The sequence below is a fragment of the Aeromonas sp. MR19 genome, from assembly GCF_963899305.1.
Taxonomy (GTDB): domain Bacteria; phylum Pseudomonadota; class Gammaproteobacteria; order Enterobacterales; family Aeromonadaceae; genus Aeromonas; species Aeromonas bestiarum.
Map to the genome: position 1 here is coordinate 78,309 of NZ_CAWQWZ010000050.1, position 19,150 is coordinate 97,458.

At 59.1% G+C, this 19,150-nt stretch carries 18 protein-coding genes; 7 read left to right on the forward strand and 11 right to left on the reverse strand.

All coding sequences use genetic code 11. From position 1 onward, the window contains the following. Positions 1-61: 61 nt before the first annotated feature. The 4 genes from ppnN to queF form a co-directional block, all read right to left on the reverse strand. Positions 62-1,417 (reverse strand): nucleotide 5'-monophosphate nucleosidase PpnN, encoded by a 1,356-nt coding sequence (ppnN, locus tag AACQ95_RS17560; protein ID WP_011705076.1) that lies wholly within the window; start codon positions 1,415-1,417, stop codon positions 62-64. 150 nt (positions 1,418-1,567) lie between these two features. Then, positions 1,568-3,187, reverse strand: coding sequence for a GGDEF domain-containing protein (locus AACQ95_RS17565; RefSeq protein WP_241279203.1), 1,620 nt, complete (start codon positions 3,185-3,187; stop codon positions 1,568-1,570). A 91-nt stretch (positions 3,188-3,278) separates the two neighbouring features. Then, the gene (locus tag AACQ95_RS17570; RefSeq protein WP_043134459.1) at positions 3,279-5,549 is read right to left on the reverse strand and encodes a hypothetical protein; all 2,271 of its coding nucleotides are present in this window, start codon (positions 5,547-5,549) and stop codon (positions 3,279-3,281) included. A gap of 258 nt (positions 5,550-5,807) precedes the next feature. Beyond that, entirely contained in the window at positions 5,808-6,656 is an 849-nt protein-coding gene (gene queF / locus AACQ95_RS17575) for an NADPH-dependent 7-cyano-7-deazaguanine reductase QueF (protein WP_103471548.1), read from the reverse strand. A gap of 177 nt (positions 6,657-6,833) precedes the next feature. Here queF and syd point away from each other — a divergent pair, with 177 nt between their 5' ends. Further along, complete coding sequence (syd, locus tag AACQ95_RS17580; RefSeq protein WP_241279204.1) at positions 6,834-7,382, forward strand: SecY-interacting protein; 549 nt, start codon at positions 6,834-6,836, stop codon at positions 7,380-7,382. An 87-nt stretch (positions 7,383-7,469) separates the two neighbouring features. Here syd and AACQ95_RS17585 read toward each other — a convergent pair whose 3' ends face one another. The 5 genes from AACQ95_RS17585 to AACQ95_RS17605 all read right to left on the reverse strand — a co-directional run bounded on the left by AACQ95_RS17585 (position 7,470) and on the right by AACQ95_RS17605 (position 10,432). Further along, the gene (locus AACQ95_RS17585; RefSeq protein ID WP_042867179.1) at positions 7,470-8,255 is read right to left on the reverse strand and encodes a Zn-ribbon-containing protein; all 786 of its coding nucleotides are present in this window, start codon (positions 8,253-8,255) and stop codon (positions 7,470-7,472) included. A gap of 6 nt (positions 8,256-8,261) precedes the next feature. Continuing rightward, a complete protein-coding gene (locus tag AACQ95_RS17590; protein WP_241279205.1) occupies positions 8,262-8,567 on the reverse strand; it encodes a hypothetical protein in 306 nt (101 codons plus the stop codon). A 99-nt stretch (positions 8,568-8,666) separates the two neighbouring features. Then, a complete protein-coding gene (locus AACQ95_RS17595; protein ID WP_043134467.1) occupies positions 8,667-8,903 on the reverse strand; it encodes a DUF2789 domain-containing protein in 237 nt (78 codons plus the stop codon). Positions 8,904-9,029: 126 nt separating this feature from the next. Further along, on the reverse strand, positions 9,030-9,329 hold the full coding sequence (locus AACQ95_RS17600; protein ID WP_098984769.1) for a DUF3301 domain-containing protein: 300 nt from the start codon (positions 9,327-9,329) through the stop codon (positions 9,030-9,032). A gap of 74 nt (positions 9,330-9,403) precedes the next feature. Continuing rightward, positions 9,404-10,432, reverse strand: coding sequence for a DUF3549 family protein (locus AACQ95_RS17605; RefSeq protein WP_098984768.1), 1,029 nt, complete (start codon positions 10,430-10,432; stop codon positions 9,404-9,406). 299 nt (positions 10,433-10,731) lie between these two features. Here AACQ95_RS17605 and AACQ95_RS17610 point away from each other — a divergent pair, with 299 nt between their 5' ends. From AACQ95_RS17610 to ptsG, 6 genes are all read left to right on the forward strand, one after another. Continuing rightward, on the forward strand, positions 10,732-11,067 hold the full coding sequence (locus AACQ95_RS17610; protein WP_042867184.1) for a YqcC family protein: 336 nt from the start codon (positions 10,732-10,734) through the stop codon (positions 11,065-11,067). Between the two features lie 191 nt (positions 11,068-11,258). Then, positions 11,259-11,999, forward strand: a complete 741-nt coding sequence (gene truC / locus AACQ95_RS17615) for a tRNA pseudouridine(65) synthase TruC (protein WP_043134766.1) — start codon at positions 11,259-11,261, stop codon at positions 11,997-11,999. A gap of 90 nt (positions 12,000-12,089) precedes the next feature. Next, positions 12,090-12,530 carry a flavodoxin gene (locus AACQ95_RS17620; RefSeq protein ID WP_098984767.1) on the forward strand — a complete coding sequence of 147 codons (441 nt, stop codon included), beginning with the start codon at positions 12,090-12,092 and terminating at the stop codon, positions 12,528-12,530. A 525-nt stretch (positions 12,531-13,055) separates the two neighbouring features. Beyond that, entirely contained in the window at positions 13,056-14,381 is a 1,326-nt protein-coding gene (locus tag AACQ95_RS17625) for a maltoporin (RefSeq protein WP_290017336.1), read from the forward strand. A gap of 91 nt (positions 14,382-14,472) precedes the next feature. Continuing rightward, positions 14,473-15,444, forward strand: a complete 972-nt coding sequence (locus AACQ95_RS17630) for a MalM family protein (RefSeq protein WP_043134473.1) — start codon at positions 14,473-14,475, stop codon at positions 15,442-15,444. Between the two features lie 431 nt (positions 15,445-15,875). After that, a complete protein-coding gene (gene ptsG / locus AACQ95_RS17635; protein ID WP_043134475.1) occupies positions 15,876-17,306 on the forward strand; it encodes a PTS glucose transporter subunit IIBC in 1,431 nt (476 codons plus the stop codon). 254 nt (positions 17,307-17,560) lie between these two features. Here the strand turns inward: ptsG and AACQ95_RS17640 are convergent, their stop codons facing one another. Both AACQ95_RS17640 and dapD read right to left on the reverse strand, forming a co-directional pair. Then, a complete protein-coding gene (locus AACQ95_RS17640; protein ID WP_011705091.1) occupies positions 17,561-17,944 on the reverse strand; it encodes a DUF3461 family protein in 384 nt (127 codons plus the stop codon). Between the two features lie 258 nt (positions 17,945-18,202). Continuing rightward, on the reverse strand, positions 18,203-19,030 hold the full coding sequence (gene dapD, locus AACQ95_RS17645) for a 2,3,4,5-tetrahydropyridine-2,6-dicarboxylate N-succinyltransferase (RefSeq protein ID WP_042867191.1): 828 nt from the start codon (positions 19,028-19,030) through the stop codon (positions 18,203-18,205). Positions 19,031-19,150 lie beyond the last annotated feature (120 nt).

The window sequence follows — 19,150 nt, forward strand, 5'->3', positions numbered from 1 at the left end:
GCCAGAGGCAGGTAAAAAAGGGGCGCCAATGCGCCCCTATTTTCGTATCGCGATGCCAGCCTTAGCGCACTATCTCGTAGCAGGGCACGTACTGGCTGCCCGGCAGCTTCATCCGTTGCTGCTTGACGAAGCTCTCCAGCAGCTTGTCCATCAGGTGCATCAGCTCCTTGTCGCCGTGCAGCTTGAAGGGACCCTTCTTCTCGATGGCGCGAATGCCCCCTTCCTTGACGTTGCCGGCGACTATGCCGGAGAAGGCTCGGCGCAGGTTCGCCGCCAGCAGCTGGGGCGGCTGGTTGCGGTGCAGATCCAGGCTGGCCATGTTGGCGTGATCCGGCTCGAACGGCAGCTGGAACTCGGGCTCGATCTTGAGGGACCAGTTGAAGGAGTAGGCATCGCCGACCGACTTGCGATATTCGCGGATCTTCGGCATAGCTTCCTTCATCACCCGGGCCACTTCCGGCGCATCGCCGACGATGATCCGGTAGAGGCTGGTGGCAGGCTCGCCCAGGGTCGCCTTGACGAAGTCATCGATGGCGCGGAAGTAATCGGCGCTCTCCTTCGGACCGGTCAGGATGATCGGCATGGGCTGCCGCTCGTTGGCCGGGTGCATCATGATGCCGAGCAGGTAGAGCAGCTCTTCGGCTGTGCCGACTCCGCCCGGGAATATGATGATGCCGTGGCCAAGACGGACGAAGGCCTCCAGCCGCTTCTCTATGTCCGGCAGTATCACCAGCTCGTTGACGATAGGGTTGGGCGGCTCGGCGGCTATGATGGACGGCTCGGTCAGGCCTATGTAACGGCCGTTGCGCACCCGCTGTTTGGCGTGGCCGACGGCGGCGCCCTTCATGGGCCCTTCCATGGCACCCGGGCCGCAGCCGGTGCAGATGTTGAGCTCACGCAGACCCAGCTCGCTGCCCACCGCGCGTGTGTACTGGTACTCGATCTCGTTGATGGAGTGGCCGCCCCAGCAGACCACCAGGTTGGGATCCGCACCCGGCAGGATCGCCTTGGCGTTGCGCAGTATGGCGAATACCACGTTGGAGATGTGGGTGGAGCTGGTCAGGTTGACCAGCCGGTTCGACTCCAGCTGGGTCGAGACATAGAGGATGTCGCGCAGCACGGAGAAGAGGTGCTCCTGAATGCCGCGGATGATCTCGCCATCCACAAAGGCGTGTTCGGGGGCATTGAACAGTTCGAGTTTGACCCCGCGCTCGCGCCGGATCACATGAATATCAAAGGATTTGAAGCGCTCCAGTATCTCTTTGGAGCTGTCGGTATGGCTACCTGAGTTGAGCACTGCCAGCGAGCAGTTGCGAAACAGTTGATAGATATCGCTGGAGGCTGTTTGTTTGAGGCGATCCACCTCGAGTTGTGACAGCAAGTCCATGCTGCCGACAGGATTGATGTGCGTAATCATAGGTTCCCCTTTCACTCGCTTGTTATCGTTGTGCTTTTCCCTGGGGAGAAAACGGGATGCCCTGTGGCATCCCTTGAATTTGATAGTAGATGTAAGCGGTGGGGCAGGGGAATAGGGGAGAAGTGCGTTTGCTGCTTTTTTAGCCTGCCATCAGGCCAGATTGACCTGATCCCGGCCCGAGTTCTTGGAGCTGTAGAGCGCCTTGTCGGCCCGTTCGAACGCATCCGTGGTGTGATCCCCTTCCCGGAACAGGGTGGCGCCGATGGAGATGGTGATCTCGACCCTGGCATCGCGAAAACGGAACGGAATGCTCTTGATGGTCTGACGCAGAGTCTCCAGCGGCTTCTGGTACTTGTCCGGGTTGATGTTCGGCAGCAGCACCACGAACTCCTCACCACCGAAGCGGGCGATGAAGTCGGTGTCACGCAGAGCCCCCTGCAGCGCCTTGGCAACCACCTTCAACGCCTTGTCACCGGCCATGTGGCCGTAGTTGTCGTTGATGTTCTTGAAGTGATCTATGTCGATGATGGCCAGGCACAGCGGCGTGCTGTAGCGCAACCAGCGCTTGTATTCGAGTTCGAGCCGCTCGTCGAGGGCCGCCCGGTTGTGCACCTGGGTCAGGCTGTCGAGGAACAGCTTGTGCTTCTGGATGGTGAGCCGCTTCTTGTATTCGGCGGTCTCCTCCTTCATCAGCCGCAGTTTGGCCTCCATGGTGGAGAGGCGGGTCAGCAGGTGGCGCTCGCGGGCGGCCATGGCTTCCCTGTCCTGCAACAGCAGGTTGATGGCGCCCATGTGGCCCGAGATGGCGCCCTTGAGCTCATCGAGGGAGTCATGGCTGGCCAGGGTATGATCGATGGCCTTCAGCTCCTTGTCGATGGCCTGACGGGTATCCTGGGTGGCGCTTTGCAGGGCGCGCCCCTCGTCGAGGGATTCGGTGAAGCTGAAATGCACAGCCGAGAGGCTCTCGTTGAGGGTGCTGAGAAACGCCTGGGAAGATTTTCGCTCCTCGCGGGTGCCCTCTATGATGAGCTCGATGATCTGCAGGCAGATCTCGGCCAGCAGCGGCGGCGTGATGCCACCCAGCAACTGGCGACGGATATCCGCCAGGCTCTCGCCGACGGCACCGGCAAAGTCCAGCTCGGTGATGAGCCGCTGCAACTCGTCGGCTATGTGGGCGTGGGTCTTGGCATCAAACGGGATGGTTGGCTCGGGGGAAGATAGTTCGGCTATGGCCACGGCCGGCGTGCTGGCAACGGGAGCCTGCGCCAGCAGGGGCTGGGTCGGCAGCAGCTGGATCTTGATGGCCTGCTGGTAGAACTCCAGCAGCCGGATCACCTTCTTCTGATGATCGCCTATGCCATAGCCATCCGGGCTCGCCAGAAACTCCTTGAGGGACTTGCGGGTATCCTCCGGGAAGCCCTTGATGGACTTGAGCTGCTTGGAGCCAAGGTCGATGGCGGACTTGGTCAGGGTGATGGACTCTTCCAGCGCGTTGCCGTGCTGCTGCAACAGCTTTTCGATGACGGCGAGATCGGCGTCGAGGGCGGAGAGCGGCGGATTGCCATCGAGTTTTTGCTTGAGCTTGGCGAGCTTGTTGTCCAGCTCGCGATCATGGCCGCGACAGGCCTGCATCAACTTGCCGATGAACTGGATGCTGCGGGCGCGCTCGGTGTCGGAGAAAGAGACGATGCCGTCGAGCTCCAGCTGCTTTTGCTGAAGGGATTCCCTGAGTCTGGCCAATTGTCCTGCTACGGCAGCGATATCATTCATTATTCAGGTCGCCCTGTTGTCATTATCGTTTTTGTGTTGGATAGCAACGGCGGTCGAACCCAGTTCCAGACCCAGTTGATTATCTATATCGTCATTGGTCATCCGGCGCTTTCGTCCGTGAAAGTCGAAGCCAATTAACCCATTGCTTTTCATGAGAAGAATTTACTTTTACCAGTCCCTTGTCAATTGCCATCAAGCAGCATTGCCACACATCCCCATTAAAAAACGCGGCCTGTTGGCAATCGATGGCGGCCAGCTCCAGCCAGACACTTTGCTGGTGTTTTTCACTGAGCTGAATGGCTCCGGCCAGTGCCAGATAACAGAGATCGAACAGGCCGTGGTGATCGAGGGCGGTCGCCGCCTTGGGCAGGAAGGGATGGCTGACGATGCCGAGGCTGATGTGGCGATCCAGCGGGTGCTGGCAGGGGAAGGCGGCAAAGGCCGCGAGCAGATCCTGGGCCAGCCGGTGCAGGTCTTCCACATGGCGCTGGGGCACCACGTAGAGCAGGTGGCCTTCACGCAGATCGTAGATGCGCCCATCCTGCGGCGTCAGCCCGTTGACATAGCTGCCGAAGGCCTGCTCTATCTCGCGGCTCACCTGATAGCCGTGCTGCTCCAGGCTGTTGACCAGGAAGGGCACCCGAAACAGCAGATAATGCAGTTTGTCGTCGAATTCGCTGGTGGGCAGCTCGCTCAGATACCAGCGTTCTGACTTTTGCTGGCGTCTGGCCATCTCACGCGGCCAGCGGCTCATCAGCCGCTGCCAGTTGGCAAGGCCGGTGCGCGGCTCGATCAAGATGGCCTCACCCAGTTGCTTGCCTTGCAGGCGGGCGACCCTGAGCTTGAGCCAGAGGGTGAAGAACAGATAGATGAACAGGGTCAGCAGAAGACCCGTGATGACGCTCGACCAGAGGTAGCGATCCTGCTGATGCCGGCTGGTATCGAGCTGTTGTTCCAGCTCCTTGATCTGCTGCTCCCGCTCCACCTGGACATAGTTGTCGCGGATCGCCTCCTGCTCCAGATCGACCTGCTGCTGGCGCACCTGCTCGCTGCGCTGGTGGAAATTCTTGTAGCTGTCCAGCGCCTGCTTGAGGTAGCCCTTCTGCTCGTAGGCCACAGAGAGCAGCCGGAAGATCTCGAACTGGCGCTGGGCATCGCCGATCTGGTTGGCCAGCGCCAGCGCATTTTCCAGCTGCAGGATGGCGATGCCACCCTCCTTCTGCTTGAGGTGCAGCTCACCCAGCAGCAGCAGGGTGTCGATCAGCGGCTCCTTGTCGTCGCCCAGTTCGTGGGACTGGCGGGCCGCTGTGAGGTAGTTGCGGGCCAGGGTCAGGTTGCCGGTTTGCAGATAGGTCTTGCCTATCTCGTACTTGAGATTGGCGATGCGGGTGCGATTGTTGCCCTCGTCCAGCAGATCCAGCGCATTGAAGAAGTAGACCAGCGCCATGTTCATCTCACCCTGATCCCGGTTGAGGCGGGCGAGCACGATCAGCGCATCGCTGAGCAGGGAGGGGTTGCCGAGGGCATGAAAGTAGTTGGCGGCCTCATTGGCGTATTGCAGCGCCTTCTGCGGCTCCTGTTCCGCCTGATAGAGGTTCACTATCTGGTTCGACAGCAGCCCGAGGAAGAGGGGATCCTGCAGTCCCCTGGCCTGTTGCTGGGCGTCGATATAGTCACCGAGCGAGAGCTGGGGCTGCCTGAGGGCATGGTAGAGATCGCCGCTCACCGCGCTGACCCAGGCACTGGCCAGCGGCTCCTTGGTCTTGTTCGCCCAGCGCCTAGCCTCGGCCAGTTGGCGTTTGGCCTCGTCGAACTGGTGCGCCTCTATGCTGGCGTTGGTGCGCAGCAAGCGGCTGTAGACCTGCAGCTGGCTCTCTTTGAGGCTGGGATTGCTGAGCAGGGTCTCCAGCTGGCCGAGCAGGCCGGCGCTGGCGCCATGGGAGTGATCCTGCAGATTCTGGCTGCGGATCTTGAGATAGAGGCCGTGAGCCTGCAACTCCAGTTGCTGCTCCTTGGCGGCCATGGCGATGCCCTGATCGAGCGACTTCTGTGCCGCCTGGAACTGGCCCAGTTGCAGCAGACACTCCCCCTTGAGCAGGTGAGCACCTGTGGCCTGGGCGGCCGTGCCATAGCTCAGCAATGGCTCGCGATAGCCGTACTCCTGGCGATTGCTGATGATTTGCTTGGGATTATTGGCTGTGCGTGTCAGGAAGGCCGAGGTGATCTGGACACATCTGGCAGGATCGGTGAGCACCAGGGTCTGGGCCTGCTGCAGATCGATAGACAACTGCTCCTTGGCCAGATCCAGATCAGGAGCAGACAGGGAGGACATCATCATTGCCAGAAAAAACAGTTGATTCATTGGATTAAGGACAGCACAGGGGTGTGGGCATGTTATCCAAGCCCCCCCCTGCCCGTCCAGCGTTTACTGGCGGGGATGGGGGAAGGGGTCTGGTATCCAAGCCCCTTGTTGTCAGCCGCGTCCAGCGTGGACTGGCAGTGACAGGGGAAGGGGCCTGGTATTCAAGCCCTTCCTGTCAGCCGCGTCCAGCATTGACTGGCAGTGACGGAGGAAGGTGCCTGGTATCCAAGCCTCCTTACTGTCAGCTGCGCCCGGCGTTTACTGGCGGATAAGGCGCAGGTTGGCGGGGGGAACTTCCCAGTCGCTGCGGAACGGGTTGATATCCAGTCCGCCACGGCGGGTATAGCGGGCATAGACGGTCAGCTGGCTCGGGCGACAGAAGTGCTTGAGATCGGTGAAGATCCGCTCGATGCACTGCTCGTGGAACTCGTTGTGCTGGCGAAACGAGATGAGGTAGCGCAGCAGTTTTTCCCGATCGAGGCGCGGGCCGCGATAGTGGATCACCACGGATCCCCAGTCCGGCTGGCTGGTCACCAGGCAGTTGGACTTGAGCAGGTGACTGTGCAGTGTCTCTTCCACCTCCTCGTTGCTCGCCGCCCCCAGCAGCAGCTCGGCATCGAACTCGTAGCAGTCCACCTCTATGTCTTGCTCGTCGATGCACTCCCCCGGCAGGGTCGCAATGTGGTGGGGCGCCTGGGTCAGCGGGAACAGGGTGACGCTCACATCGCTGCCGGCGCAGGCACTCAGATCCTTGACCAGCAGCGCCCGTACCGCTTCCAGCGAGTCGCAACGGGTCTGGTTGAAGGAGTTGAGATAGAGCTTGAACGACTTGGATTCGATGAGGTTGGCGCTGGTCGCCGGGACTGAGACCTCGCCGACGGCCACCATGGGCTTGCCTCTGGCATTGAGCCAGGAGAGCTCGTACAGGGTCCAGATGTCACAACCCTGGAACGGCAGCGTGCCGGTCAGGCCGAGGTCGTCGCGGTTCAGGCTGCGCGGTACCGGCTGCAACAGGGCCGGGCTGTACTGGCTGATGTAGGCGGACTGCTGACCCAGGCTCAGCCCCTGCAAGGCGCTGGCACCTGCGTATCTCTCTTGTTTGCTCATGTGTTTGATGATCCGGACGTTGAATGGGCCATTGCGCTGGCAGCGGCTGGGGCCCTTGCCCCAGGTCGGCGTCGCGGGAGGATTGCCACCCAGTGGCGGCGTCTCGCGCTTCACCTTGTCTGCTCACGGCTTTGATGGTGCAATAGCGGACTTTGGCAGCAATTGTGGGGAATTTCGATGTCGGATCAAGTCTTGTCTGCCCTGGAACACTTTTTTTTACGCTGGCAGCGTGATGGCGAGGCAAGGCGGGGACTGCCCCTGTGTGAATGGGAGGCTGACTGGCGCTCCCCTTGCGAGCTGGATGAGCCCAGAGAGGGGCGGGTCGCCTGGCGTCCTCAGCGGCGCAGTGAACCCGCTGATTTCACGGCCATGGCCGATGCGCTGGAGCTGGTGCTGCATCCCGCTGCCCTTGCCCTGTTTGGCCACTGGTTCAGCCGCCCCATTCCTTGTTCCTACAAGGGGTTGCGCCTTGAGTTGATCCTGCCGTGGAACGAGGCGGATCTGGACCTGCTGAGGGAGAACCTGATCGGCCACCTGCTGATGCTGCGCAAGTTGAAGCGTGCGCCATCTATCTTCATCGCCACCACCCGCAACGAGATGACGCTTATTTCCCTTGATAACGAGAGTGGTCAGGTGTGGCTGGAGTGGCTTGACTCGGGTCGCCGTCTGGCGCTGGCGCCCTCCCTGCCCGATTTTCTCGCGCGGCTGGAGACATTGCCGCAATAAGGGGCCTTGTACAAACCCGAACGAAAAGAGCCTTGCCGTGTGGCAAGGCTCTTTTTCATTGTCCCTTTATCACGGCTGGCGTGGCCCCTAATCCTTGAAGTCCCAGGAGAGGTTGGAGACCAGCCGGCAGGGATCGCACTTGAAGTCGAAGATCTCGTGCAGCGGTTCGGTTAGCGCCCATTCACCGCCACAGCCTGGGCAGGGGCGAGCCTTCTCTTCGGCGGCGCTCAGCCCGCCGACCCGGTAGAGGTAGTAATAGGTAGGAATGCCGCTCAGGGCCTCCAGCCGCTTGCCGAGATCGCTGCCACGGCGTTGCAGTCGGCTGCCTACCTCGCCGATTTCGTGCAATGCTGCGTGTTCGGCGATGGAGCCGTTCATCTGCAGCTGATCACACGCCTCCCAATCCTCCTGCCACTTGATGATCTGCTTGTGGTCGCCGTTGGCGATGGCCGGCAGCCGGTAGAGCGGTATGGGGGCGAAGTGGTCGCCACAGCGCAGTGGCGAGCAGGTGTGCAGGAAGCTGGTGTAGAGCAGCATCCAGCTCGGCCGCTCGTCGGTATGGCCGCAAGGATCCGTGCTGTCGGAGAGCAGATCCACCCCTTGCAGCTGGAGTTTTGGCGCGAGCAGTCCCGCCTGATTGAGCTGCTGTTCAGCCAGTGCCACCTGTTCGCTCTGGTTGTCCGGGTGCAGGCTGTCCTGCTCGGGGCAGACCACCCGGCTGATGAACTGACCCTGCTGCATGCTGGTGGGAAACTCCCGGCCAAGGATCTGGCCCTGATAGCGCAGCATGTCCAGGTAGTTGACTATGGCCCGCTCGGCCTCACCGAGGGAGGTATCGCGATAGCATTCAAAGCTGAGTTCGAGAATGTACATGGGGGCTCAGTCCGGCTGGCGTTGAAGCAGCAGGGCGGTCAGGCGATCGACCTTCTGCTCGAGCCGGTTGAGCTGCTCGCTCAGCTGCTGCAGGTTGACGGCATCGGCCGCTAGCTCGGGCTTGGCAACCGCAGGTGTGGTGGTTGCGGATGGCTCGGTGGGCTGGGGTTGCTGTTTCCACTGGCTCAGCACTTTCAGCAGCTCGGCCATGGGCACGGGCTGGCTGAGGCGAGCCTTGACCATGGCGGTGGAGGGGGCGATCCCCTTCGCGGCCAGTTCGTTGGCAATGCGGATGATCTCTTGGGCGGACATGGGGCTCCTGCGCAGGATGGCGATGATACGGGCTGGACGGGGCACAGAGCTTAACCAAACCGCCTTCGTCTGGAAAGCGGGCTGGCGAGAGGAGGAGGCTCAATCGGTCTGGCGCAGCAGCACATCCAGCTGATCGATGGCTTCCGACCAGTCCGAATCATCCCAGAGTGCATCGCGCAGGAAGTTGGCCTGGGACTGGGTCCAGAAAGCGGCCTCGGGCAGCAGGGTCTGATTGTCCAGCCTGTGTTCGTGGATAAAGCGGTGCAGGTTCAGCTCGTCGTTGGCCAGGCCCAGCTGGGCAAACAGGGCGGACAGGTCGTGGGTCAGGAATTCCATCTCATCTCTCCCGGGGGACATTCCTGAAAATTATAGGCCCGGATCCGTGCCGGCTTGCTATTGCGATGGCATGGGCCCGATGCGGGGTGGCTGGCCTTGGGGCCAGCGGGAGTCGCGCTGGCTGGCTTACTGGGATGGCATGCGATGGGGTGGCAGATCGACGCCGACAATGTGCAGTCCCTGCATGCGCAACTGTCCCTGATAGTGGCTCTCGCCATCGCTGGAAAATTCAAACTCGTAGTAGGTCAACAGTCGCAGTGGCTGATTGGCCAGCGCACGGTGGCTGCGCGCCAGCGACAGCAGTTGCAGGTCGTGATGCTGGCAGTAGCGGCGCATGTATTGCCAGGCGAGTTCGGCCTGGCGGCGCTGATGCCAGAAGGCAGCGCCGATGAGGATAAGCAGCAAGATACCGAGCATTTCACCCATCGAGGGCTCCTTCCTTGTGATGTGGCCTGGTGTGGACCGAGTGGCGAGCCACCCGGCCGTTATTCCATCAGATGTTACGCCGCGGCAAACAGACGGCCTATGGCCTGACCGAGTGCATCGCTGCGCGCCGGATCCCGCAATCTGGCCAGCATATCATCGCGCAGTGCCGGCAGGGTCACCAGTTCGGCAAACACATGGTTGAAGAACTGGGTCGGTTGCAGCGCCAGCTGCTCCAGGAACAGGCCGAGCAGGCTCGGCTCCTTCAGATCGGGCCAGAGGCGACCGGCGATGGCGAGCAGCAGGGCCGGGCTCGGCTGGGTTTGCAGCAGGGTCAGCAGCTTGTTGGTACGCATGGCATTGCCGTTGCAAGAGGCCAGCGCCCGGCACAGGTAGGCCAGGGTTTCCGGGTTGGGCTCGGCGCTCTCCTGCTCCTTGCCGATGCGCTCGAACAGGGCACCCTGCACGGCCGGTGGCAGCGGGACATTTTCCAGGCTCTGGCACAGGGCGTAGAGCGGCGCCTGGGGCAGCCTTGGCAACGCCTTGCACACCAGCGCCAGATTGCGCTCGTCCTGCAGTCGCTCGGCCATGTCGGCGAAGCCTTGCAGGCCCAGCGCCTGCCAGCCTTCGTCGCCGGGTGCCGCCAGATAGTGGCAGAGGGCGTTGTAGTAGGCGGAAGGGGCCTGTTCCAACTGGCGGGCCAGCTTGGCATGCAGGCTGGCCATCTTGGCCTCGGCCGGGCGGAAGGTGTAGGGGTTGTCGGCCAGTCGCTGGGCCTTCTCTTCATCCAGATCGCCGGTCAGCTTGTAGCCCAGGGTCTCGACCACCTGATCCATGAAGAGCTTGGGGCCGCTGCCGATGAGCAGACCGCGCTCATCGAGCGCAAACTTGAGGAACCAGAGATAGTGCCTGGACTCCGCCGGCTGGAAGAAGTGAACGCCGAGCCAGGCGTGCTGTTGCAGGGGCCAGGGATAGGGTTCTTGCTGCTGCTCGATGCGCACGAAGGTATCGCTCGCCAGCGGTCGCACCTGGCGGCCCATGTCGAACAGTTGAAACTGGGTATCGGCCTGGGTCAGAAACTCGGTCAGCGTGTTGATGGTAGACATGATGTGATCCGGCTAAGGGTGATGCGGGCCGATTATAAAGCGGTTGTATCAGATAGCCAGCAGGGGCACCAAGACCGCTTTGTTACAAGCTGAGAAGGGTGCTGCGGGTCAAGCTGTATAAAGCGGTTGCATCAGATATCCTGTGGGGCTCGGCTCTGCGTCCAGCCTGCCAATGGAACATGGCAGAGGGGGAGGGGGACGGTGTATAGTAGCGCCCTTTTTTGATGAGCCCGGCCAGCCTGTGCCCGTTTTACCGGGGAGGTTGACCGGTATGTGGTCATGAGCAAGAGGACGACGAGATGAATCAATATTTGCTGGTAGCCGGCCTGTTGGGTGAACTCACCGCCGAGTTGCAGCGCCTGGAGCGCTGGCAAGATGAGCATCCGGGTGAAGAGGCCCTGGCGAGCGAGCTGCCGTTCTGTGTCGATACCCTGAGCTTCGATCAGTGGCTGCAGTTCGTGCTGATCCCGCGCATGGAGCAACTGGTCATGCTGCAAGCGCCGCTGCCCACCAGCGTCTCCCTCTATCCCATGGCGAGCGAAGTCTACAAAGAAGAGCTGGCCGACGTGGAAGCCCTGCTGCGGTTGATCGCCCGCTTCGATCTGCTGCTCTCCGGCAAAGTGGTTGAGCAATGATGAGTGAGCAGGCAAAGGAAGAAAACGCCTTGCAACTGACCCTGCCCTATCAGAAGGAAACGCCGGTTGGCGGTAGCCTCAATGGTTGCCGTACTAACGACGGCGGCGCGATGAAGCTGACTCTGCTCTATCAGAAGGAAACGCTGGCTGGTGGCGGCCCCCATGGTTGCTGTGCTAAAGACGGCGGCGCGATGAAGCTGACTCTGCTCTATCAGGATGACTGGCTGGTGGCGGTCAACAAGCCGTCGGGCCTGCTGGTGCACCGCAGCTGGCTCGACAAGGCCGAGACCCGCTTCGCCATGCAGATGACCCGGGATCTCATCGGCGGCCGCCACGTCTACCCCGTGCATCGCCTCGATCGCCCAACCTCGGGCGTACTGCTGTTTGCGCTCGATCCTGCGGTTGCCCGCACCCTGACCGAGGCGTTTGCCGCCCGTCGGGTGCACAAGGAGTATCTGGCGCTGGTGCGGGGCTGGGCCCCGGAGCAGGGGGTGATCGATTACCCCCTCAAGGAGCAGTTGGACAAGATAGCCGATGCCATGAGCTCCCCGGATCGTCCGGCTCAGGAGGCGGTCACCGCATTTCATCGCCTGCACCAGGTCGAGTTGCCCCATGCGGTTTCCAAGAAGCACCCCACCAGTCGTTACAGCCTGGTCAGGCTGTTCCCGAAAACCGGTCGCAAGCATCAGCTGCGCCGCCATCTGGCCCACCTGTTCCACCCCATAGTCGGGGATACCAGCCATGGTGATGGCCGCCACAACCGCTTCTTTCGCGAGCAGCTGGGGTGCGAACGCCTGCTGCTGGTGGCCCGCAGACTCAGTTTCGAGCACCCGATCCTCAAAGTCCCGATGCGGATCCAGGCGCCGCTGGGGCCGGACGTCTTGCAGCTGTTTGCCGAGCTGGGCTGGCCCGCCAGCGAGAGCGACTACTGATCTTCACCTGGCCTGCTCACTCACGGTCGGGTGTTGCCTTCGACCGGGTTGTGGCATGCTGTAAAGCCACGCCAGTCAAAGGAATCCGTTATGGCTCAGATAGATATAGTAGTGGGAACCGTTTATGGCGCGGCCATGCTGGTTGCCGAGACGCTGGCTGCGCAGTTGCAGCAGGCCGGACATGTGTGCCAGATCTTCGATGAGGCCGTGTTGGAAGACCTGGACGCCTCCCGCTTCCTGTTGGTGATCACCGCCACCACGGGGCAGGGCGATATTCCGCCCAATCTGCAACCCTTAGCCGCCGCCCTGGCCGATCGGGCTCCCTATATGAAAGGGTGGCGCTATGCGCTCATCGCCATGGGTGACAGCAGCTATGAGCACTTTTGCGGTGCCGGCCGTCAGCTTGACGGCCTGTTGCAGGAGCTGGGGGCCAGGGCTCTGTTGCCCCGTCTGGAGATAGATGCCACCGTCGACGATGAACCGGAAAAAGTGGCGCTGGCCTGGCTAACCGGCTGGGAAAATACACTCTAGTTTTCCCCTCCTTGTGTTCTTTATTTGTCCCCCGTTGGTTTGCCCATGGGGGATGTTTATTTCCGGGCCAGACCAGTCTCAACTGACCATATTTCCCACTTTTTATCCGGTTATTTTTCTGGCATCCCTTCGTTTGGCCGAGCATTTATTTCTGTCATGACCGACATGCAAGAAAATTAAAAGTTCCGCATTGAAAGCGATTTCAGTCATGTTTTTGTCATTGATTTGGGTATTTTCAACTTAATCAGCGAAGCGAATTAATGTTTGATAGCGATTTCAAGCCATGTTTTTTGCTTGTTCGTGTTTTTAATTGGTGAGTTATTGCTAATTTATTGCTTCCCATGTCCTATAAAACCCTCTTGGGTGTGGGGTGGGCGATTTGTCGCCATTTTGTGAATCAGCTCATGTTTGTCCCGAAATTGGCTACCTATAATCGGCCTCGGTTATCACCTAAACGTTTTTATGGTGATAAGAACTTGGATATTCAGGATCACACTCCTCTCAGCGGGAATAAGGAAAATGAAAATGAAAGCAAAGTGGCTCCCGATCGCTGCAGCAGTAACCGCAGCCCTGGCTTCCCAAGCCGCCTTCGCCGTTGATTTCCACGGCTACTTCCGTTCAGGTGTTGGCGTTTCCGGTGACGGAGACATGGTGAAATACAACGTGAACAAGGTTGGTCGTCTGGGTAACGAAAATGATACCTACGGCGAAGTTCAGCTGGGTCAGGAAGTATTCAACAAGGATGGCAAGACTTTCTACGTTGATTCCATGTTCGCCATGGCTTCCAACGGTTCAAACGACTGGGAAGGTACCGGTACCGTTTGTAACTTCGATGCCAAACAGTGCAACGGTGATTCCGATTTCGCCCTGCGCCAGTTCAACGTCCAGGCCAAGGGCCTGCTGGGTTTCGCACCGGAAGCCACCCTGTGGGCCGGTAAGCGTTACTACCAACGTCACGACATCCACATCTCCGACTTCTACTACTGGAACATCTCCGGTGCCGGTGCCGGTATCGAAGGCATCCAGGCCGGTCCTGGCAAGATCTCCTTCGCCTGGGTTCGCAACGACCGCAGCGCGGCCGATGTGTTCGGTCAGTACAACCAGATTGGAACAGACCCGACTACCGGTAATCCAATCTATCGTAAAAACGAAGACCTGAACGTCAACACGCTGGATCTGCGTTATGCCGGTATCCCGCTGTGGAGCGAAGCGTCTCTGGAAGTTGGCGTAGACTACGCACTGGTTAACGAGACCGAAGCGCAGAAACCGCTGAAAAACAACAACATGAAAGACGGCGTCATGCTGACTGCCGAACTGACCCAAGGCATCCTGGGTGGCTTCAACAAGACTGTGCTGCAGTACGGTACTGAAGGTTACTCCAAGACCATGGCCTTCTACGGTGACGGTTCCTGGTACGGTGCCGAAGCCAAAGACGGTGCTGATGGTTTCCGCATCATCAACTGGGGTGTTGTTCCCATGGGCAACAACTTCGAGATGGGTCACCAGCTGGTCTACGGTGTAGGCAACGAGATGTGGGATGGCAACGACAAGGTTGAAGCCATGTCCGCCGTTGTTCGCCCCATGTACAAGTGGGATGACTTCAACAAGACCATCTTCGAAGGCGGCTACTTCAAGGACAAGACCAAGTCCACCAACGGTACCTCTGTTGATGACTCCGGCTACAAGCTGACCCTGGCTCAAGCCTGGTCTGCCGGCTCCAGCTTCTGGGCCCGTCCTGAAATCCGTGTGTTCGCCTCCTACCTGGCCAACGACGAAGATCAGAAAGTCTTCGAAAGCGGCACCTCCAAAGACACCTACCAAGTGGGTGTGCAAGCGGAAGCTTGGTGGTAAGCAGCTGTTTAAGTTAAGTTAGTCACTGCCCCCGTATGGGGGCAGTTTTGTTTCGCCGGGTAACGGCAACCGGGTTATGGAGATAAGAAGAATGAAACTGGTAAAGATGTCTATCGCAGCCGTGGTTACTGCGCTGTTGGCCGGTTGTTCCGGTAGCATGTTGATCCCCGTGCAGGATCACGCATCCATCCTGAGTAATGCCGAACAGGCCAAGCAGGCGCTCTCACAGGCAACCAGCTGCTGCGCTGCTTTCAACGATTTCAATTATGTGAGCTTGCCGGAAGGCGATACCTTGCTGGCCCTCGATGGCAAGCAACCCAGTTTTCAGTTTGACGAGGGGATGAGCTACTTTGCGGCTTATCGCCTGCCAGCCAACACCGGCAACCTGGCCATCAAGGTTGCCTCCCAGGTGAGCAAGACAGTACTGGTGCCTCAGGTCATCATGCTGGATGCCCAGTTCAAGGTGACTCGCGTGCTGGGTGAGTCGGTATTCAGCTACCAGCCAGCCCATCTGCTGGACAACGATCGCATCGAAGGCAAGGTGTTTGTCGATCGCAGCATGCCGGGCAACCCGGCGGCTGAAACCTACATGATTGTCTATGCCCCGGCCAACCAGTTGGCGGGCAGTACCACCATATTGCATCCTTCCAAGGCGTTTGCCCGTGCGAATGGCACGGTCGAGCCGGATATCAAGGATCCCGTGATCCCGCACTCCCCATGGGGCCTGGTGCAGATCGAAGTTGTCGACATGGCCAAGGGGCAGGGTCTTGAGGCCGTCTTCAAACCCGAGTACGCAGACAAGGTGGCGATGAGCCAGGCCGCACCGGCGACCGCTGCCGTGGCGGCTGGCACTGTGACGGCTGCAGCCGTTGCTGCGCCCAGCAAACCCGCACCCGCCATGCTGACCGAAACCGAGGCCTTCTATCAGTCCCAGATCGAGAAAGCGGTGAAAGCCGGTGATATCGACAAGGCGATGCAACTGGTCAATGAGGCCGAGCGTGCCGGCTCGACCAAGGCGAAATCCGTCTTTATTGATGCGGTCAAGCGTTCGCAGAAAGGCTGAATATTGCCCAGTCTTTAAAAGATAATATTTATTTGAGGCCTCCCTTGTTGGAGGCCTTTTTAATCGGTAGACTAAAATAGAAAAAACAGCAAATGGTTACATTAAGTTACAATGCGTTTCTTTCGGCATTAATATGATTGGTTAAAATACAATGCGAAACAGCACTTTTCATATTTATGGCGTAGCATGAAAATGCCGAAATATATCTGTAATCTCCCCGAATTTTCCCTCTGAATTATCTTGTGATCTCCCCTCCAAATTTTTTATTCCCTTGCGCCTGATGGAAGAAATTTCAGATCTGCTGGGTTATATTCAACAGGTCAAAATAAACACCCCCCAATCGAATTCATGCCGATGAAGATGATGCTCGTGATCGTCTATCAATTGGACTGAACCGTTTACGGGAAGACAATTCATTCAGGAGCGCACACATGTTTAAAAATGCTTTCTCTAATCTGCAAAAGGTCGGTAAGGCGCTGATGCTGCCAGTATCGGTCTTGCCAGTTGCAGGTATTCTGCTGGGGGTGGGCGCCGCTCACTTCAGCTGGTTGCCAGAAATTGTCTCCCAATTGATGGAGCAAGCTGGTGGTTCCGTATTTGGTCAGATGGCCCTGCTGTTTGCAGTGGGTGTTGCCCTCGGCTTTACCAATAACGACGGCGTATCCGGTCTGTCAGCCATCGTTGGCTACGGCATCATGACAGCTACTCTGAAGGTGATGGCACCTGTGATGGGTGTTGAAACCATCGAGACCGGCGTACTGGGCGGTATCCTCGCCGGTGGTGTGGCTGCCTGGGCGTTCAACCGTTTCTACAAGATCCAGTTGCCAGAGTATCTGGGCTTCTTCGCCGGCAAGCGTGCCGTGCCCATCATCACAGGTTTCGTGTCCATCGGTCTGGGTGTGATCCTGTCCGTGATTTGGCCGCCAGTTGGTTCCGCCATCGGCGCCTTCTCCGACTGGGCTGCCAACCAGAACCCGGTACTGGCCTTCGGTATCTACGGCGTGGTTGAGCGCTCCCTGATCCCGTTCGGTCTGCACCACATCTGGAACGTGCCTTTCTTCTATCAGGCGGGTACCTGTGTCAACGGCGCCGGTGAAACTGTTCACGGCATCATGACCTGCTTCCTGACTGCCGATGACGCTTCCCGCGCTGCCGGTAACGGCTTCGGTCAGCTGGCCGGTGGCTACCTGTTCAAGATGTTCGGTCTGCCTGCTGCTGCGTTTGCCATCGCTCACGCCGCCAAGCCGGAAAACCGCGCCAAGATCGTAGGTATCATGGCCTCTGCCGCCCTGACCTCTTTCCTGACCGGTATCACCGAGCCGATTGAGTTCTCCTTCCTGTTCATCGCTCCTGTGCTGTACGCGATTCACGCCGTACTGGCTGGTCTGGCCTATGTGCTGACCAACTCCCTGGGCGTGGTACACGGTCACACCTTCTCCAACGGTTTCATCGACTTCGTGGTGCAATCACCCCGTGCCGACAACATGTTGCTGCTGGTGGGTCTGGGTCTGGTCTACGCGGTCATCTACTACGTGGTGTTCAGCTTCGTAATCCGTGCCATGAACCTGAAAACTCCGGGTCGTGAAGACGAGACTGCTGAAGAGACCGTCAGCCAAAGCAAGGACGAGATGTCTGCTGCCCTGGTCACTGCCTTCGGTGGTAAAGAGAACATCGCTTCTCTGGATGCCTGCATCACCCGTCTGCGGGTTGGCGTGAAAGACGTTGCCAAGGTTGACCAGGCTGGTCTGAAGAAACTGGGTGCTGCCGGTGTGGTCGTAGCTGGTTCCGGCGTACAAGCCATCTTCGGTACCAAGTCAGACAACCTGAAAACCGACATGGATATCTGGATGAAGAGCAACTAATCCTGTTGCCTGAATATCAGAGTTCTTGAAGAGGGAGGCGAAAGCCTCCCTTTTTGCTGGGCGAGCGTCAGGGTGATAGCGGGCAGGGACTGGGTCTGTCGAGTTGCTCATCCTGTTGCACCCAAAGGAGTGGGGGTGAGGGGGGCGTTAATGGCCTGCTGCCCCCACCACATGTTGACCCGCCCATGGCATGCGGATCCCGCACAAAGAAAAGGGGCGCCTGACGGGCGCCCCTCGTTGTTGCCGGATCGGGCTTACAACTTCTCCAGATCCCGCTCTATTTCACTGATCTTGTTTTGCACCACTTTTTCCAGGTGGCGCAGGTCACGCAGTATCTTCTGCTTGATGTCCGGGTCGGCCTGGACGTGCACGCCCTGGGTCAGGTTATCCAGCTCATCCACCACGTACTTGAGATTGGCGTTGATCTCGGTGACATCCTTGTACTCATGGGTACCCGAGTCGACCAGCATGGTCTTGCGCTGGCGGGGATATTTGAATTTGACACTCTTGGCGAAGAACTCGCCTTTCTGCTTCTTGAAGTAGATCTTGAGGATGTCGTGATTGGCTTCCTGGCGCAGGGTATAGCTGTCCACTGAGGTGGGTTCCTGGATCCCCAGGCTCTTCAGATTCTCGTACATCGGGCTTCCTCGGTTTGAAACGATCCTGACCCATCTATCTTAACCGAGTCTGTGTGGCTTGCCTGTGACAGGGGCGCCAAAATCAAAAGGGGCCCAAAAGGCCCCTTTTGCCATGATGGCTGGTCGATCACTTATCGATGGCGCGCAGCAGGGCGCTGATACCGACAGCTAGGGCCGCGGGACATTCCTATCATCTGGATGTCGATGCAATCATAAAAAAGGGCGCCTCGAGGCGCCCTTGCAGCAAGCAGTTGGCCATTACTCGTCGATGGAGCGCAGCAGAGCGTTGATGCCGACCTTGGCACGGGTCTTGGCATCCACCTTCTTGACGATGACGGCGGCGTACAGGCTGTATTTGCCGCACTTGGAGGGCAGGGAGCCGGATACGACCACCGAGCCGGCCGGGACGCGGCCGTAGTGGATTTCGCCGGTTTCACGGTCATAGATGCGGGTGGACTGGCCGATGAAGACGCCCATGGAGATGACGGAGCCCTCTTCCACGATCACACCTTCCACCACTTCGGAACGGGCACCGATGAAGCAGTTGTCTTCGATGATGGTCGGGTTGGCCTGCAGCGGCTCCAGTACGCCACCGATACCGACGCCGCCGGAGAGGTGCACGTTCTTGCCGATCTGGGCGCAGGAGCCCACTGTGGCCCAGGTGTCGACCATGGTGCCTTCGTCAACGAAGGCGCCTATGTTGACATAGGAGGGCATCAGCACCGTATTGGGGGCGATGAAGGAGCCTTTGCGGGCGGTTGCCGGCGGCACCACGCGCACACCCGCTTCCTTGAACTGCTCGGCTGTGTAGTCGGAGAACTTGAGGGGAACCTTGTCGTAGTACTGGGCATCGTCGCCCTTGATGATGCCGTTGTCATTGATGCGGAAGTAGAGCAGTACCGCTTTCTTCAACCACTGGTGTACCACCCACTCGCCGGCAATCTTCTCGGCGACACGGGCCTTGCCGGAATCCAGCAGGTCGATGGCTTGCAGGATGGCGGCCTTGGTGGCGGCATCGACTGAGCCGGGAGTGATGGAATCACGGCGCTCGAAGGCCGCTTCGATGATCTGTTGCAACTCGGTCATGACAGGTTTCCTTTAAAAAATTCCGTTTGTTGTATCACACTTTTCCAATTGTTTTTAAGGGCTCAAGCCGATTTCTTCGGGGGAACGCTGATTTATTGTGCTTGAGTGGTCCAACCATTT

What these genes read in the sequence shown, in the direction of transcription:
- AACQ95_RS17600 (WP_098984769.1), bottom strand. Translation starts at nt 9,329, where the DNA reads ATGGGTGAAATGCTCGGTATCTTGCTGCTTATCCTCATCGGCGCTGCC.
- ppnN (WP_011705076.1), bottom strand. Translation starts at nt 1,417, where the DNA reads ATGATTACGCACATCAATCCTGTCGGCAGCATGGACTTGCTGTCACAA.
- syd (WP_241279204.1), top strand. Translation starts at nt 6,834, where the DNA reads ATGTCGGATCAAGTCTTGTCTGCCCTGGAACACTTTTTTTTACGCTGG.
- AACQ95_RS17590 (WP_241279205.1), bottom strand. Translation starts at nt 8,567, where the DNA reads ATGTCCGCCCAAGAGATCATCCGCATTGCCAACGAACTGGCCGCGAAG.
- AACQ95_RS17585 (WP_042867179.1), bottom strand. Translation starts at nt 8,255, where the DNA reads ATGTACATTCTCGAACTCAGCTTTGAATGCTATCGCGATACCTCCCTC.
- ptsG (WP_043134475.1), top strand. Translation starts at nt 15,876, where the DNA reads ATGTTTAAAAATGCTTTCTCTAATCTGCAAAAGGTCGGTAAGGCGCTG.
- AACQ95_RS17625 (WP_290017336.1), top strand. Translation starts at nt 13,056, where the DNA reads ATGAAAGCAAAGTGGCTCCCGATCGCTGCAGCAGTAACCGCAGCCCTG.
- AACQ95_RS17595 (WP_043134467.1), bottom strand. Translation starts at nt 8,903, where the DNA reads ATGGAATTCCTGACCCACGACCTGTCCGCCCTGTTTGCCCAGCTGGGC.
- AACQ95_RS17630 (WP_043134473.1), top strand. Translation starts at nt 14,473, where the DNA reads ATGAAACTGGTAAAGATGTCTATCGCAGCCGTGGTTACTGCGCTGTTG.
- AACQ95_RS17605 (WP_098984768.1), bottom strand. Translation starts at nt 10,432, where the DNA reads ATGTCTACCATCAACACGCTGACCGAGTTTCTGACCCAGGCCGATACC.
- AACQ95_RS17565 (WP_241279203.1), bottom strand. Translation starts at nt 3,187, where the DNA reads ATGAATGATATCGCTGCCGTAGCAGGACAATTGGCCAGACTCAGGGAA.
- queF (WP_103471548.1), bottom strand. Translation starts at nt 6,656, where the DNA reads ATGAGCAAACAAGAGAGATACGCAGGTGCCAGCGCCTTGCAGGGGCTG.
- AACQ95_RS17570 (WP_043134459.1), bottom strand. Translation starts at nt 5,549, where the DNA reads ATGAATCAACTGTTTTTTCTGGCAATGATGATGTCCTCCCTGTCTGCT.
- AACQ95_RS17640 (WP_011705091.1), bottom strand. Translation starts at nt 17,944, where the DNA reads ATGTACGAGAATCTGAAGAGCCTGGGGATCCAGGAACCCACCTCAGTG.
- truC (WP_043134766.1), top strand. Translation starts at nt 11,259, where the DNA reads ATGAAGCTGACTCTGCTCTATCAGGATGACTGGCTGGTGGCGGTCAAC.
- AACQ95_RS17610 (WP_042867184.1), top strand. Translation starts at nt 10,732, where the DNA reads ATGAATCAATATTTGCTGGTAGCCGGCCTGTTGGGTGAACTCACCGCC.
- dapD (WP_042867191.1), bottom strand. Translation starts at nt 19,030, where the DNA reads ATGACCGAGTTGCAACAGATCATCGAAGCGGCCTTCGAGCGCCGTGAT.
- AACQ95_RS17620 (WP_098984767.1), top strand. Translation starts at nt 12,090, where the DNA reads ATGGCTCAGATAGATATAGTAGTGGGAACCGTTTATGGCGCGGCCATG.